This is a genomic window from Lysobacter sp. Root667 (assembly GCF_001427715.1).
Classification (GTDB): Bacteria; Pseudomonadota; Gammaproteobacteria; order Xanthomonadales; family Xanthomonadaceae; genus Lysobacter.
Genome location: NZ_LMHF01000014.1, coordinates 73520 through 88520, shown reverse-complemented (window position 1 = coordinate 88520; position 15001 = coordinate 73520). Strand labels below are relative to the sequence as shown.

General features: G+C 60.4%; 18 protein-coding genes. 1 reads left to right on the top strand and 17 read right to left on the bottom strand.

All coding sequences use genetic code 11. The annotated features are described in order from the left end of the window. Positions 1-260: 260 nt before the first annotated feature. The 3 genes from ASD78_RS15750 to ASD78_RS15740 form a co-directional block, all read right to left on the bottom strand. Positions 261-623 carry a TfoX/Sxy family protein gene (locus tag ASD78_RS15750; RefSeq protein WP_056103138.1) on the bottom strand — a complete coding sequence of 121 codons (363 nt, stop codon included), beginning with the start codon at positions 621-623 and terminating at the stop codon, positions 261-263. A gap of 81 nt (positions 624-704) precedes the next feature. Further along, entirely contained in the window at positions 705-3119 is a 2415-nt protein-coding gene (locus tag ASD78_RS15745; RefSeq protein WP_082575668.1) for a TonB-dependent receptor, read from the bottom strand. A gap of 185 nt (positions 3120-3304) precedes the next feature. Continuing rightward, positions 3305-3997 (bottom strand): Pr6Pr family membrane protein, encoded by a 693-nt coding sequence (locus ASD78_RS15740; RefSeq protein ID WP_200944237.1) that lies wholly within the window; start codon positions 3995-3997, stop codon positions 3305-3307. Between the two features lie 105 nt (positions 3998-4102). On the opposite strand from ASD78_RS15740, the gene ASD78_RS15735 reads away from it, so the two are divergent. Beyond that, complete coding sequence (locus ASD78_RS15735; RefSeq protein WP_056103821.1) at positions 4103-5044, top strand: DMT family transporter; 942 nt, start codon at positions 4103-4105, stop codon at positions 5042-5044. An 89-nt stretch (positions 5045-5133) separates the two neighbouring features. Here ASD78_RS15735 and ASD78_RS15730 read toward each other — a convergent pair whose 3' ends face one another. The 14 genes from ASD78_RS15730 to ASD78_RS15695 all read right to left on the bottom strand — a co-directional run bounded on the left by ASD78_RS15730 (position 5134) and on the right by ASD78_RS15695 (position 14146). Then, entirely contained in the window at positions 5134-5391 is a 258-nt protein-coding gene (locus ASD78_RS15730; protein ID WP_235566519.1) for a hypothetical protein, read from the bottom strand. A gap of 204 nt (positions 5392-5595) precedes the next feature. Next, entirely contained in the window at positions 5596-5940 is a 345-nt protein-coding gene (locus ASD78_RS15725; RefSeq protein WP_056103134.1) for a hypothetical protein, read from the bottom strand. A 167-nt stretch (positions 5941-6107) separates the two neighbouring features. After that, on the bottom strand, positions 6108-6386 hold the full coding sequence (locus ASD78_RS20900) for a hypothetical protein (protein WP_156087824.1): 279 nt from the start codon (positions 6384-6386) through the stop codon (positions 6108-6110). 71 nt (positions 6387-6457) lie between these two features. Continuing rightward, a complete protein-coding gene (locus ASD78_RS20895; RefSeq protein ID WP_156087823.1) occupies positions 6458-6781 on the bottom strand; it encodes a hypothetical protein in 324 nt (107 codons plus the stop codon). Positions 6782-6854: 73 nt separating this feature from the next. Continuing rightward, on the bottom strand, positions 6855-7277 hold the full coding sequence (locus ASD78_RS15720; protein WP_056103132.1) for a hypothetical protein: 423 nt from the start codon (positions 7275-7277) through the stop codon (positions 6855-6857). Between the two features lie 444 nt (positions 7278-7721). Continuing rightward, the gene (locus tag ASD78_RS20215; RefSeq protein ID WP_200944236.1) at positions 7722-8063 is read right to left on the bottom strand and encodes an excalibur calcium-binding domain-containing protein; all 342 of its coding nucleotides are present in this window, start codon (positions 8061-8063) and stop codon (positions 7722-7724) included. Positions 8064-8147: 84 nt separating this feature from the next. Next, positions 8148-8693, bottom strand: coding sequence for a hypothetical protein (locus tag ASD78_RS20890; protein ID WP_156087822.1), 546 nt, complete (start codon positions 8691-8693; stop codon positions 8148-8150). A gap of 767 nt (positions 8694-9460) precedes the next feature. Next, complete coding sequence (locus ASD78_RS15715; protein WP_235565784.1) at positions 9461-10009, bottom strand: dihydrofolate reductase family protein; 549 nt, start codon at positions 10007-10009, stop codon at positions 9461-9463. Between the two features lie 139 nt (positions 10010-10148). Next, a complete protein-coding gene (locus tag ASD78_RS15710; RefSeq protein ID WP_056103126.1) occupies positions 10149-10535 on the bottom strand; it encodes a cupin domain-containing protein in 387 nt (128 codons plus the stop codon). 122 nt (positions 10536-10657) lie between these two features. Beyond that, the gene (locus ASD78_RS15705; protein ID WP_235566518.1) at positions 10658-10990 is read right to left on the bottom strand and encodes a cupin domain-containing protein; all 333 of its coding nucleotides are present in this window, start codon (positions 10988-10990) and stop codon (positions 10658-10660) included. A 1199-nt stretch (positions 10991-12189) separates the two neighbouring features. Then, entirely contained in the window at positions 12190-12579 is a 390-nt protein-coding gene (locus ASD78_RS20885) for a hypothetical protein (RefSeq protein WP_156087821.1), read from the bottom strand. 67 nt (positions 12580-12646) lie between these two features. Further along, a complete protein-coding gene (locus tag ASD78_RS15700; RefSeq protein WP_156087820.1) occupies positions 12647-13030 on the bottom strand; it encodes a hypothetical protein in 384 nt (127 codons plus the stop codon). Positions 13031-13100: 70 nt separating this feature from the next. Further along, positions 13101-13598 carry a hypothetical protein gene (locus tag ASD78_RS20880; protein WP_156087819.1) on the bottom strand — a complete coding sequence of 166 codons (498 nt, stop codon included), beginning with the start codon at positions 13596-13598 and terminating at the stop codon, positions 13101-13103. A gap of 68 nt (positions 13599-13666) precedes the next feature. After that, positions 13667-14146 (bottom strand): hypothetical protein, encoded by a 480-nt coding sequence (locus ASD78_RS15695; protein WP_156087818.1) that lies wholly within the window; start codon positions 14144-14146, stop codon positions 13667-13669. Positions 14147-15001: the final 855 nt, after the last annotated feature.

Sequence of the window (15001 nt, the reverse complement as noted above, 5' to 3'; positions counted from 1 at the left end):
GGGCTATCCCTGCGCAAGGTCGGCGACCGTGTCGTCGCGCTCGGCGAGGCCGGCTATTTCGAAGGCGGCGGGATGTACAAGGTCGCGATCGAAGTGCGACCGGACTTGTCAGCCCAGATCGATGCGGGCCTCAAGAGCGCTGTCTCTTACTGAACCACCCCGCTTCGGGGTAGGAGCGGCGTAAGCCGCGACCGCGAATCCTCGCATGCGACGAAACCAACGGCGGCCGGCATGGTTCCGGGTCGCGGCTTACGCCGCTCCTACCCTTGCTTGCGTCGCGTCTTCTTCTTCGCCGGCGCATTCGCCTTGCGCAAAGCCGCCGCGTAGGCCAGGTCCAGCCATGGCCGCAGGTCTTCGGCGGAGTCCAGCGCCGATTCCGGCACCGACCAATAGCTCAACGCGATCGGCTCTTTCTGTTTGAGGTAGACGAACGGCGCGCAGCCCGCGGCTTCGAACTGCGCGCGGCTGACCTCGTCGACCTTGAGATACAGCGCGTCGTCGTCGACCAGGGCGAAGAACACGCCGTCGCGGTACAGGCCGTGACAGCCGAACATGCGCCGTACCGTGACCGTGCCGATGCCGGTCATCAGATCGCGCAGGTAGTCGAGGTAGTCGTTGCTCATGCCTGCTGCTCCTTCCGGCGCGGACGCCGGAAGGATACGCGCATCCATTGCGATCGGACCGTACCGATCAGGCCGCGCCTCTTAGAAGCGATGCCACAGCCTGACGAAGTAGGCCGCGCCGTTGAGGCCGAACTGGACGCTGTCGAAGACGTGGCCGTTGTCGGTTTCGTTTGGGTCCTGACGGGTCGGCTTGACGTCGAACACGTTGGCGCCGCCGACGGTGAGCTTGGTGTTCTCGCCGAAGGCGTAGGTCACGCTGATGTCGGCCGAGGTCTTGGCGTCGTAGCGCGCGTTGGGCACGCCCGTGGCGGTGCCGGAGAAGGTGCCCAGGGTCTGCGGACCGAAGTAGATCACCTTCAGGTCGCCTTCCCAGGCGCCGCGCGAGTAGTCGAAGCCGACCACGGCCTTGGACTTGGGCGCGCCCTGCTCGATGAACAGCCGCTCGCGTTCGGACAACAGCACGTCCTCGCGGCCGACCAGGGCCGGCGGCGCATGGATGCCGGTGACCTTGGTGCGGTTGAGGTTGAGCGCGACGAAGGTGCCGAGCTTGCCGCCGCCCCACTCGGCCTCGTGGTTGAAGGTCAGGTCCAGGCCCTCGGTCTTGGTGTCGACCGAGTTGACGAAGAACTGCGCCTGGCCCACGCCCAGCGAATCCAGGATCGGTCCGATGGTCGGATCGGTGGTATCGAAGCGGCCGCTGAGCACGATGCGGTCGTCGATGTTGATGCGGTAGGCATCGAGGGTGAACGAGGTGTTGGCGGTCGGCGACCAGGTCAGGCCGAGGGTGTAGTTCTTCGAGGTCTCGTCCTTCAGCAGCGGCAGGCCCGCGGCGTTGGCGATGGTGCCGCCGTTGGGCGCGATCACCACGTCGACCGGTTCGCCGTTGATGAAGTCGGTGATGGTCGAGGAGAAGAATTTCTGCTGCAGCGACGGCGCGCGGAAGCCGGTGCTGGCCGAAGCACGCAGCATCAGCGTATCGGTGGCGCGGAAACCGGCGGCGAGCTTGCCGGTGAGGGTGTCGCCGAAATCGCTGTAGTCCTCGTAGCGCAGCGCGAAGGCGGTGGTCAGGCGATCGGTGAAGTCGGCTTCGAGGTCGACGTAGGCCGCCCAGCTGTCGCGCTCGTGGCTGCCGGCGTCGCTGGGCTGGAAGCCCGGGAAGCCCTGGCTGCCGGCGTTGCCGCCGTTGCCGACGCCGTCGGCATCGATGTAGGAGCCCGGTTCGCCGGCGAAGATGCGGTAGCGCTCGTCGCGGCGCTCGGCGCCGAAGGCGACGTTGAAACCGTGGAAGACGCTGTCGAAGTAGCGGCTGACGTCGAAGTTGTAGGTGTTCTGGCGGAACGAGAAGCCGCCGGCGTCGAAGCTGCTGGCGCTGACGCCGCGGCCGCCGTTGAGCAGGTCGAGGTTGGCGATCGAAGCGTTGAGGGTGTGGTTGATGTCGTAGCGCAGCTCGTTGTAGCCGTAGGTCGCCGACAGGTCGGCCTGCCACTCGCCGATGTCCCAGCGCAGGCCGAGGGTGCCGAAGCGGTCCTCGAGATCGCCGTCGATGAAGGGCACGAAGCCGTTGGGGTACATGGCTTCGGAGTTGCGCGACGGGATGTCTTCCGAACCGATGCCCTCGCGCGCGAACGCAGCCGAAGACGCATCGCGGTTCTGGAGGCCGGCGGTGAAGTACAAGGTCGCGTTCTCGGTCAACGGCTTCTCGCCATTGAGGAACAGGGTCTGATTGCGGATCTTGGAGTCGCCGATGATGCGCGGGCTGCCCTTGGGTTCGGAGCGGTCGGAGCGGCCGCGGTCCTGGTACTCCAGGGTGATGCCGAGCACGCCGTCGCTGCCCAGGCCGACGCCGCAGTAACCCGAGGCCAGCCAGTTCTCGCCGTCGCCGCGCGAGTACTGGCCCCAGCCGGCGACCGCTTCGCAGCCCTTGCGCTTCTTCAGGCTGATGTTCATCACGCCGGCGATCGCGTCCGAGCCGTACTGGGCGGCGGCGCCATCGCGCAGGATCTCGACGCTGTCGATCGCCATCAGCGGCAGGGTGTTGAGGTCGGTGCCGGTGTTGCCGCGGTTGCGCGCGCCGAACAGGTTGACCAGCGCCGTGGTGTGGTGGCGCTTGCCGTTGACCAGCACCAGGGTCTGGTCCGAACCCAGGCCGCGCAGCGCGGCCGAGTCGATCAGGTCGGCGCCGTCGGCGCCGGTCTGGCGGGTGGAATTGAACGAGGGCGCGGCGTATTGCAGCGACTGCGCCAGATCGAACTGGGCGCCTTCCTCGGTGGCCTGCGCCATCGGCAGCACGTCCACCGGCGAGATCGAGGCGGTATCGGACGATCGCTGGCTGCGGCGCGAGCCCAGCACCGACACGGTGTCCAGGGTCTTGGCCTCGCTGGCCGGCTCGGCCGGCGCTTGGTCCTGAGCGAGGACCGGAGCGCTGACGGCGAGGCCGCCGGCCAGGCAGAGTGCGTAGTGGACGGCGCGGAACAAACGGGTGCGGTGCTGCGTCATTGGCCTAACCCCAGGGACCGGAATTGGCGCCTAGCCTAAGCCGACTCGCCCCCGAATGGCCAAATTTCGTGAAGGTTTCGCTAAAAATCTGCAAAGTAGTTCCGGTATAAGCGGGCCGGTCCGCTCTCAGCCGGTCCGCTTTCAGCCGGCCCGCTTTCAGCCGGCCCGATCTTAGCCCGCCCGTCTCAGCCCGCCCGCCGGCCCCGCCCCAGCAGGCGGTCGATCCCGAGCAGGCCGGCACCGAACGCCAGGAACAGAACCAACACCCCGACCGCGTTGCGCAGCACGGCCAGCCAGCCCAGCACGCCCACGTCCAGGAACGGATACGGGTATTCGTGCGCGATCGCCCCGCGCAAAAACACCCAGACCACGTACAAGGCCGGAAACAGCAGCCAGCGCCACAGGTCGCGCCGGCCCAGCGCGCCGTGCGGCACCGCCAGCAGCCACCAGGCCAGGTACAGCGCCGGCACCGCGTAATGCAGGCCCGAATCCACCCACCACTGCGCGCCCTGCGGCTGCCAGAGGTGGCGCAGGACGGTGACGTAGACCGTGCCGGTGACGCCGATCGCCAGCGCGATCCCGCCGCGCAAGCGCGCGCTCGCCAGCCAGCGCGCCAGGCGCGAGCCGCCGCCGGACACCGCCACGGCGCAGGTCGCGGCGACCAGCAGGTTGCTGAGGATGGTGAAGTAGCTCAGATACCGCACCGTCGCCAGCGCCGGCCCGATCGTGTCCAGGGTCAAACGCACCAGCAGCCAGTACTGGCCGATCAGGGCCGCCAGCGAGACCGCGGCGACCAGGGCGGCGAAGGCGCGGCCGAGCGGACCGACAGGGTTCGCTGTGGCGGATCCGAATGCGGAAGGGGCATCGCTGACTGGCATGGCCGTGCGCTCTCCTTGTGCTTGCGGCGCAGCTTCGCACGCGCCGGCACACGGCGCATCGCGACCACGGGCGATAATGCGGCTCCACCCGCGACCGCCGAACCGATGACCCCGACCACGAAGGCGCAAGTCCAGATCCACTTCTGCGTGCTGTTGTGGGGCTTCACCGCGATCCTGGGCAAACTGATCTCGCTGCCGGCACTGCCGCTGGTGTGGTCGCGCATGCTGATCGTGGTGGTCGCGCTGGCCCTGTTGCCCAAGGTCTGGCGCGGGCTGCGGGCGATGTCGGCGCGCCTGCTGTGGTCCTACGCCGGCATCGGCGTGCTGGTGGCGCTGCACTGGCTGACCTTCTACGGCGCGATCAAGCTCGCCAACGCTTCGGTCGCCGCGACCTGCATCGCCCTGGCGACGGTGTTCACCGCCCTGATCGAACCCAAGCTGGCCAAGCGCCCGTTCTCCAAGCGCGAACTGGCCCTGGGCGTGGCGGTGCTACCCGGCGTCGCCCTGGTGGTCGGCGGGGTGCCGCACGAGATGCGCGCGGGGATCGCGGTCGGCGCGCTGTCGGCGCTGCTGGTGGCGCTGTTCTCCTCGCTCAACAAGCGCCTGGTCGAACACGGCGATCCGCTGACCGTGACCGCGCTGGAACTCGGCGCCGGCACCCTCGCCCTGACCGCGCTCGCCCCGGTCATGCCGCTGCTGTTCCCGGCCTTCGCCGGCGAACTGCTGGTGCTGCCGGGCCTGCGCGACGCCGTACTGCTGGTGATCCTGTCGCTGGTCTGCACCCTGCTGCCGTTCGCGCTGTCGCTGGTCGCGCTGCGACACATGACCGCGTTCGCGGCCCAGCTCGCGATCAACCTGGAACCGGTCTACGCGATCGTGCTCGCGATCGCCCTGCTGGGCGAGCAGCGCCAGCTCACCGGCCTGTTCTACGTCGGCGTGGCGATCATCCTGTCGGCGGTGTTCGTGCATCCGCTGATCAGCCGCCCGCGCGCGGTGACGCAGCCGGAGCTGCTGGGGACGGCGGAAGCCAAGAGCGTGTCCGAGTAGGAATCGCTGATACCACTGGACGTGCTGTCATTGCCGTTCGTACGAGCCGTCGAACCCGGAACGAGGATTCCGGTTAACGCCCCTCAAGCCTAGACGTGCTGATCGAGCATGATCACGTTGCCGTCGGGGTCCGAAAGAATGATGTGCGCCGGTCCGACGGTGTCCGGGTCTGCGCGAGTGGTGATCCCGACGCCTTGCTCATCCAGCGACTTCTGCACATCGCGAACATCCGCAAAAGACGCCAGCGGACTCGCACTCTGGTCCCAGCCCGGATTGAACGTCAGGATGTTCTTGTCGAACATGCCCTGGAACAAACCGATGACGGTCGATCCGTTCTTGAGGATCAACCAACCCTGCGATTGATCGCCGCCGAAGGCAGAGAAGCCGAGCTTCTCCTAGAACGATTTGGACGCCTCAACGTCTTTCACTGCGAGGCTGACGGAAAACGCGCCGAGTTCCATAAGTCACGCTCCACGTGGTTTGAGACCGAGGCCAGCCTAGCACCCGAGCCTAACCACCTAGCCCCCCAGCATGGAGCAACGGACTAACCGCTAAAGCTGCCACAGGCCGTGATCGTTTCCGCCTTGGAGATAGATGGCGAAGGTCCCGTGCCCAGGAATCGGCGTGGGCTCCATCGCGATGAAACCGCCCGCCTGCACCACGGCAGCGACGGCCGCCTCGATGTCCTTCACCAGCCAATACGGTCGCACCACCGGTTCCTCGGTCGTACGCAAGGGCGCACGCACCCCTACCCGTCCGCCTCCGGCCAGCAACGCGGTACGCGCGTGGCCCAAGCCGGCGTCGGGCGCGCCGAATTTCAGTCCGTTAGCCGCTTCGTATGCGGCGCACACCGCATCCACGTCCTTGGTCACGACTTCGAGATACTGGATCTGCATGGCGTTACACCTCCGGCATTGCGAACTAGGCCGAGCGATAAATCGCTGGCCTTCAGAGCGCCTCGTCGGGAACGGGCGCGAGCTTTTGTAGATTACGGCCGATCGAATTGAACTAAGCAAAGCCGCGAAGCGGCTTCGGCTTGAATGAATTGTCAGGCGCCGCCTGTCTACGGGTAGACGACGACACCAAAGCCTTTCTCCAGCGCATCTCGGAATGCCCCTGCCTCTGGCGTGTCTTTGCCACGGAACTGCTCATGATCCGTGACGTCCTTGTACCGCTCAATAGCCATTGAAGCCCAACCAAGAGCGGTAAGTTCGCGCGAGGCGACAGCCTCCAGCTCATCGGAGCTAAGCACATCAACGAAAAGAAGTGCCGGCAAGGACGTGCCAGGTGCGTACTTAGCATGACGAGGCCCAGAAACCAGCGTTGCTTTTGCGAGGATCATCGTGCGGTGCCTAACGCCTGAATTAAGCCGAAAAAATCGCGTGGCGATTGGTTCTCGGCTTGAATGAATTGTTAGCCACCGTCCAGCGCAACGAGACGATGGCACTCTTTGATGATCTCGACCGCGCAGGATTCAGCAGTAAAGCCTAGATACTCGTGCCCGTATTGCTCGTGGGCTAATGCTGAGAATGCGGAAAGCTCATCCGGGTAGTTCAGGGAGTCATTTACCTCGACAAGCAAGGTGCAGGCGTCATTAGGGTTGACCCGGCCCGCAATAGTGCGGCGGGCGATCTCCGCACAGCCTTGGATCAGAGGGAGGGAGCCATCCTGTACTTGACGCGCTAGCAATACGCACTCAAGTAGCTCGGTGTTTCCTCGATTGGTGGAAGTGCTCATAACGGTGGCTAACGCCTGAATTAAGCCGAGCCGCGAAACCGCTTCGGCTTGAATGAATTGTTAGGCCGCATCGCTAGGGCGGTGCGACCAGTGTGATGCCAGGCTCGTCACTGAGGATAGCGCGCAAGTCGGCGTCGAGCTTTGCTACTGAAGCAGCAGTGTCTGGATTTTTGAAGATGCGTTTCCAGAAAGGAACCTCTGCCATTGGGAAGCAGCACCAGATGAGGTTCTCATTGGGAGGTGGCGGGTCACCAGGCTGCGCGGTGCCATAGTCCACCATGCTGCCGCAGCCGACCCAGAGCATGAATGGATCGCGGGAGCACATGAGGCAACGGCCCCAGTCCTCAGCGATGATTGGCTCAATGTCGTAGCCACGCTTCTCAAGTTGCGATTTGAGCCATTGGGCGAGCTGACGGCCATACATCCGAGGGTTGATCTCCTCATCCTCGCCGGGCTCGACCTCGAATAAGGTTGACGTGAAGTGATAACCGTCCATGCGGCCTAGCGCCTGAATTGAGCCGAGCCGCGAAGCGGCTTCGGCTTGAATGAATTTTTAGAGCCCGCCAAGACGCCGGCAAGCTCGCCACTAAGTGCACCCCAGACTGCCGTGACAGTGGACCGGCCCACCTGAGCCGCTTGAAACAACGCCAGCCCCGACGGGCTGAGGGTATAGAACTTTCCTTGAGCTTCAACTAGGCGGCAAGCTACAAGTTGCTGCAGCGCCCCACTGAGCTCTTGCTGCGTTGGAACAGCATGGTTGATCGCATCGGCAGCTGTAGAGATATCCGCGCGGGATGCGGGAACCCTGCTCGCTGCAATAGCAACGGAGTACAGGATCCAAGCTAGGGTTCGCGGATCAGTTGCCAAGGGCTTTAACGCCTGAATTAAGCCGAGCTGCGACGCGGCTTCGGTTTGAATGAATTGTTAGGCATTGCCCTGTTTAGTTGCACCACTGCTGCTCGCATGGCTCACCGTCATTATTGCCGTCCATTTGCGTGTTTGGGCAATGCTGAAGAAAGAATGTTGCCTCCGCACAGGATGTCATTTGAGCGCAGTGAGTGCGGCCATCGCATTTGAACTGCGCAGTAGCTGGTCCGGTTGCAGCATTCTCCGCACGATTGGAGCGCCAAGACTGATCCTCTTGAGCAGGTGCGACATGACCAAGCGTTTTTGCAACAGCTTGCAGGTCCGCCGGGCCTGCATTTTTTGCCTTGAACTGATTGTAGGCAAATAGGCCAGCGCCAGCCAAGGCGAGAGGTAGAAAGAGATCTTTGACTTTCACGGGATGCTCCCGGCAAGACCCAACGCCTGAATTAAGCCGAGCCGCGAAGCGGGTTCGGCTTGAATGGACTGTTAGGCGGCAGCATCAAGGCTGGCATGCCACCGTGATAGATACTACTTCCTCGCCCTTGGCTGGGATTTGAAGCCAACAGGTTGCGTCCGGCGGATAGTACTCATAGAAGCGTCCTGTCTCTCGGTCCGCAGCAAGTGGCGCCCCGTACAAGGAGCGCATCTTGTCCAGGCGATCTCCGGGGCACAGATGCTTTGGAGTGCACCCGTCAGGCTTGTCCGAGAAAAGCCCAGCCACCACTCCGTCGCTGAACGAGACGGTTACGTGTGGATAGTAGTAGTGAAGGTTGAGAAAGTCTGATGCCTCCACTTTGCGCATAGGCTGGCCGAGCCTGGACGCAACTGCGCTAGGGGTCTCGCCGATCGCCACTCCGCCGAGCGAAATCTCGCGCTCGGGGATAACGCCCTCTCCGGCAAACGCTAGCGAAGGGATTGTAAGAAGAAGGATGTGTAGAAGTTTCATGCCGCCTAACGCCTGAATTGAGCCGAAAACAATCGCGTAGCGATTGGTTTTCGGCTTGAATGAATTGTTAGGCCCCTCGCCACGGAGGGCGAATGCCATGTTGACTCACCACAGAAGCATAGTAGTCCGCCATATCAGATAGGGACTGATGGACGTAGAGCAGGCCCTCTTGTGCCTCGTCGGACAGGTTGGAGGTCTCGATCTCGGCCACGGCGCGCGAGAGCCATGAAGCTAGATTTGAGATTGTGTCGCCCTGCACGAGCACGCCAGGATATTGCCGACCAGGATGCCGCATGACCGGCGAGTTGGGTGCGTCCGAGTAGATCTCAACTTGTTCTAACCGCATAGCAACCTACCTTGGGGGGCCTAACGCCTGAATTAAGCCGAGCCGCGAACCGGCTTCGAATTGAATGATTTGTTAGGTGCCATCACGCACCTCCGTTGAACACGACGCTGATGTATATCTGGTCATTGGGGTCCCAGTAAGCCTGGAAGTAGCACGGGCCGCCGTCAAAAACCATCACCATCTGTGACGTTGCATATGGAGGGGGTGGGCTGCAGAAAGCATTGACGAGAACGACTCGTCTGCCACGGAGCTCTCGCCCCTGATACTGGAAGGTATAGCTGTCCCAATTTGGGAGGTTCCTTTTGTCCTCTCGGGCCTCCCGTGACACATAAGGCTCAAGTTGTGACTTAGCCGCGGCCACGTCCAAAGCACTCGGTTCCCATGAGCCGCCCGGGACGGCGAGCCAGCTGCCGATTGCAATTGCTAGAGCTGCGAAATATTCCATATGGCACCTAACGCCTGAATTACGCCGAGCCGCGAAGCGGCTTCGGCCTGAATGAATTGTTAGGCGTCACCCCACTCACCGACGAACGCGATAGCGGATATGTGTGGCCTCTGGCGTATCGATTACCCGAATGATCTCCAACTCGACTCGCGACGGCAGCACATCAAACATCCGACGACCACCACCGAACAGCACTGGGATCTGGTGTATCTGTAACTCGTCCAGTACGCCGGCTTCAAGCGCTCTCTGAGCCGTATATGCGCCATGCATGAGTACGATGCGGTCCCCAGCGGCTGCCTTGGCCTGCGACATGGCACTCTCGATTCCGTCAAGCACGTACGTCACCAGTGGATAGTTCGCCACCGAAGGGCCCGGTGGGCGGTGACTGGGCACGAAAATCGGGACACCTTGATTGTCCCCGCCCCAGTGATCGACCTGCTCCACGGTGCGCCGACCCGCTACGATTGCACCCGGCGGGTTCCATTCGTCCCACATTTCTCCGACCGCCCCGGCTGGCCGGGAGAAGTCCCCGAACCACTCGTGCAGCCGCATAAAACCGTCGCCGCCTGGGTTGCTTGGTTCGTCGTTCGGGCCCGCGATGTATCCGTCGAGTGACATGGACATGAATAGTACCGATGCAGCCATTTGAGTCTCCTGCGATCTAAAAGTCACAGACTCGCGACACATTGGATGACGTCTAACGCCTGAATCAAGCCGAGCCGCGATGCGGCTTCGGCTTGAATGAATTGTTAGGCCGCGGCCGTTAGCCAGCCATCTTGCCCAGCATGTGATCTATGACCTCGCTGTGCTCGTGCTGTGGACTGAACAAGATGACCTCGGCGTCTTGGCCGACTTTGACTGTGTGCCCGGGCGGCCAGTAGAACAAGTCGCCGCCGTTGATCTCTTCCCTTGTGCCGTCTGCATAGGTGACAGTCAGTTCACCCTGTAACACGTAGCCCCAATGCGGAGATTGGCAAAGATCGTTCTCCAACCCCTGAAGTAACGGCGCGATATCGGTACCGGCGCCGAGCGAAAAATACTCGCCGCTGATCTTGCCATATCCGGCGGCGTCGCCAAAATTAAGCTTTTGGCGGGCCACAGCGCCCGGCACATCAATTCTGACGGGTATATCTTGCTTGGCTATGCGCATCGTTTTGTTCCTCCGTCGTGACGTTGAGGTTGAACAAGCGGCCTAACACCTGAATTAAGCCGCGCCGCGAAGCGACTTCGGCTTGAAAGAATTGTTAGGCCCCAGCCATTTGCCGCCGGAACCTAGTCCTTTCGGACGATATCAACTGAGATCTCCACCGCTGGAACCGCTCCACGATTCTCGAGCCAGTGTGTGGTGTTCCTGTCCTCAGGCCAGCCAACTCCGGGACCGTAGTCCGTAGCAACTCCATCCCGATGGTCGGTGATCGTTCCTTGCAGCACGTAGACGATGCCCGGCCTGTCCTTGTGGTCGTGAACCGGACCGAAAACACCACCCGGCTCGATAGTGACCATGCGCATCCGTAGCTGGCGCCCCGCCATCCCCTCGATCTCAGGACCGAGGTCCATCGCGGAAAGCAATTGAACCGAGACGCCTTTCGTTGTTGGGACGCTCACGTTGCCTCCTGGTGCCCTCCGGGGCCTAACGCCTGAATTAGGCCGAGTCGCGAAGCGGCTTCGGCTTGAATGAATTGTTAGCTGCGCGCCTACGCAGTGCCAAGAGGATCAAGTTCATTGGCCTCAAGATGGTCCAGATAGCCAGACACACCCTCTCGCTTAATCAAGTGGCTCTCAGGGTCAGCCAGTGGAACCATATAGAGGAACCTCACTGTCTCGCCATCAGCTATGAGCTCACCTTTGGACTCGGAAGAGAACGGCGGGCGGAACAGGATGGTGCTGGCGCTGGGAAAATGTGGGACGTGTCCAGGATTGGTAAGGCGATGCCACCAATCGAGGCATTGCCCATAGTCAAACGGATACTCGGCCACATTTGCCAAGAACGCAGCGACAGCGTACGCCTGACGCTCGTCAAGATGTCTACGAAGAGCCCAGTGGAGCTCAATGTATCGGGTAGTGCACTCCAACCCGAGCGCGACGTTAGAAAGACCGATTGTTACGCACGATGTGACGTCACACTCATCGTCAGCGGACCAAATTGCCACGTCTAAGCGAGGCAGTCGCCCGGGCTTAGCCATTTCAAGAGAGTCAAATGTAAAGAGGTAGGTCGGCTCGCCCCAATCCTCGATCAGGTCGTTATAGATCTCCCGGGCTCGTGCCGTCGGGTTTGTCTTTGTCTCAGTTGCCATGAGGCTGCCTCGCACAGCTGACGCCTGAATTAAGTCGAGCCGCGAAGCGGCTTCGGCTTGAATGAATTGTTAGGCATTTGACCCGGAAAGGCGGCGACGAAGCAACCGGATGGCTTGCGCGCGGCCCTCATTGGCGGGCATGGCCTCAAGACGGGCTATCTCCTGCTCCAAGTCGTGTCTATTCCGGACGGCCGCAATGTCAGAAGCCAGGTCTTGTTGCATCCGCTCGCGCGAGAGGCGCTCACGAAGCGTTGACCAATCCCGAGCCTTGCCCTTGGGTGGGACGGGAATCTTGTAACCGAGATATGCGCAGAGCTTGCCGCAGTTTGGACAGGGCACCTCGCCCGAGTAGCCGGTGGAACGCCGGACAGAGGTGCGGCAATCAAAGCAAACCCAAGCTGCGGTACCCATAGCTCAAACGCCTAACGCCTGAAATAAGCCGAGCCGCAAAGCGGCTTCGGCTTGAATGAATTGCTAGGCGCGCAGCCAGGACCGTCAACGCCCAAGTGGTTACTCTGGATCATAGGAATCGCCTGGGTCGCGCTGAGATTCGAGCAACTCTTCGTAGTAGGCAAGGCACCCGTCTCTACGATCATCGTTGAGCTCATCGCACCCCTCCTCATTGGTCAAGCCGACCCTATCGGCCCAGCTGTACCCTTGAGCAATCTCATCGCAGTTGGCGGAGCACTTGATGCCATGGAAATAGCGCTTTCCGCTTGATGAAGTTACCGGGCTCGAAGTTGCCATGGACTGTGATGCAGCTCGCTCGTTCAGGCAACTCTCCGAAAGGGCACATTTCGCTTCTAGACGCTGCCGTCGCCTTTCATCCATGGCATGTAGGCCATAGAAAATGGCAATGGCTAAAAGAAGAAAACCCAAAATTTTGAGCCAATCTTTCATGCACGCCTAACACCTGAATTAAGCCGAGCCGCGAAGCGCCTTCGGCTTGAATGAATTGTTAGAGGCGCTACTCGAGAAGCTGATCAATCTCTTTCTCCACGCTCGCGACGTGTTTGTTAGCAGCCACTGTCATTTCCAAGTGCAAGTGCTTCATCAATACTTCATCACGATCTTTGCTATTCATGTAGTCGTAGTAAAGCTTACGGACCTCTGGTGAGGCATGAACGCTAATGGCGCCCATCATGCTGATGGGATAGCTGCGCTCTTGAAGAGCGGCCGGGAGCTTCTGGAAGATATCTGCGTAGAGTCGCTCAAGATCTTCCTTCTTGCGACGGAGCAGCTCAATCCGTTTTTCGAGGCGCCATTGGGCCTGGGTTGTACGCAATGTCAGTAGAGGTACAACGCTGGCCGCTGCTGCGCCGATTAGTACTCCCAATAGTTGACCGTCCATGCACCCTCCGAAGCGCGCCAAACACCTGAATTAAGCCGAGCCGCGAAGCGGCTTCGGCTTGAATGAATTGCTAGAGGGCAAGCGGTGACAGCTTGATTGTCGGGAGAGAAGCGAAGGAAGCAAGGTATGAACCAAGAGGCTCACACTGAGTTTTGTCGCGTACTGTGGCAAGTTGTTCTTTCAATGGTGAGAGAGCCCAGACGCTGATTAGTCGATGCGGGGCAATCTCTACGAACTGTGCCCTTGGCCAAGAGTGCGGCGTAGAAGACTCAAGATTATGGCTGTGAATATAAGATGAGAAAGCGGCCTCGGCCTGCTGGAGCGCATCCTCTAGAGCGAATTCCTCATCAAAAACGACTGGGCTCTCAGGTCCGCCGTTGTTGGAATAAGACAGCTTGCGACCGAAGGAAGTCGTCTCTGTGTCCGTTGTTTGGATGATGCCGAACACCTCGGCTTTGATGTAAGCCCCAGCGTGATAAGCAGTACAAATTGCGAACGCGGGATAGCCGAGAACATTAGAATCGACGCGGTACGCTTTGAAAGAAGTGACTTGCTGTGACATTTCCATTGCCCTCCAACACCTGAATTAAGCCGGGCCGCGAAGCGGCCTCGGCTTGAATGAATTGTTAGACCCCGTTACCTGTCTAGGCTCTCGGCTAGCGACATTGCGCCGATGCGACAGCCGTAGGTAGCGATGACCAATAGAACGAGGGTAAAAAACGGCCCCCACATGCCCTTGAAGAGGGTGGCAAGTAGAGCGATTGGCACAACGCCAACACCAAAAAAAACTAGGCCAATAATCACAGCGACGACACCCCACGTGAAGTACGTGAGCAAAAGACCAAACATCCACAGCGTGGCACCGAAGACGTAAGACGCGATGAGTATTGAAATGCTGGAAAATCCACGTGTTGCCCGAGGTATTGAAAGGGGCAAAAGGACGAATATGACGATAGCGAACACTACGAATGAGATGACAGTAAGCCAAGGTAGAAGATGCTTACTAACCCAGACGCCACCAAGGATAAAGGCGGTGACAATGGCGATGCCAACGACGGCAATGGCGAGCATGAGAGCGAGGCCGCCGATTGCCCCTAAAGTTTCTTTTACGTTCATGGAACTCCCCCTGTCTTGAACGCTTGCCCGAGAGCTACTCAACTCTTTTGCGACTTGTGAAGGCCACAAAGGCCACGACGCCGAGCGTGGCTATGTTAACGAGCGACCAAAATTCTCTAGTGGCATGAACTGGAAAGATTGGATTGTAGATACCAGCGGCGACTCCCCATACCCACGTCCAATTCTGTTGCTTCTGTTCGTACGACCTGACCGCCAAGTAGATGAAAGTAGCACAGACGATCCAGCGCATAACGGAGTAGTAACCGTATGGGTTGGAAGGAACAAGCGCCCACAGAAGTAGCGCAGTAACAAGTACATGCGGAATGAGGGATTTTGAGTTGTTGGAAAACGCAGTCATCTGTCTAGGGGTCTAACGCCTGAATTAAGCCGAGCCACGAAGCGGCTTCGGCTTGAATGAATTGTTAGGTGCCGACCGAGCGTGCCTGCTGGCGGTAAGAATTACCCTTGCGCCGTCTCGCCACCAAACAAGATAGGTCACCTCAGACGAGTCACCACCAAACTTTGCACAATTGGCACCCACCGTGAAGTCGCGTAGCCAACATATGTAATCCACGAGATAGAAGCCTAGTGGTGAGCGCTGGTCGATGCCAAGGAAGTCCTCAACGAGAGAGCCGAACTCGGAGCTCCAACCGGCCACGGTCATTGTGTCACTTGGGAGTTCTGAAGCAAGACCCGGCTCAACATAGTTGGCTGAGAGGCAGAACAGCTCCGCGTCCGTAGTAGCAGACCTAGCTACGGCATCGAGGTATCCCGCAAGGAACTGTGTGTGCTGAGGAATTGAAAACTCGGTCATGCTTGATTCGGCGCCTAACGCCTGAATTAAGCCAAGCCGCG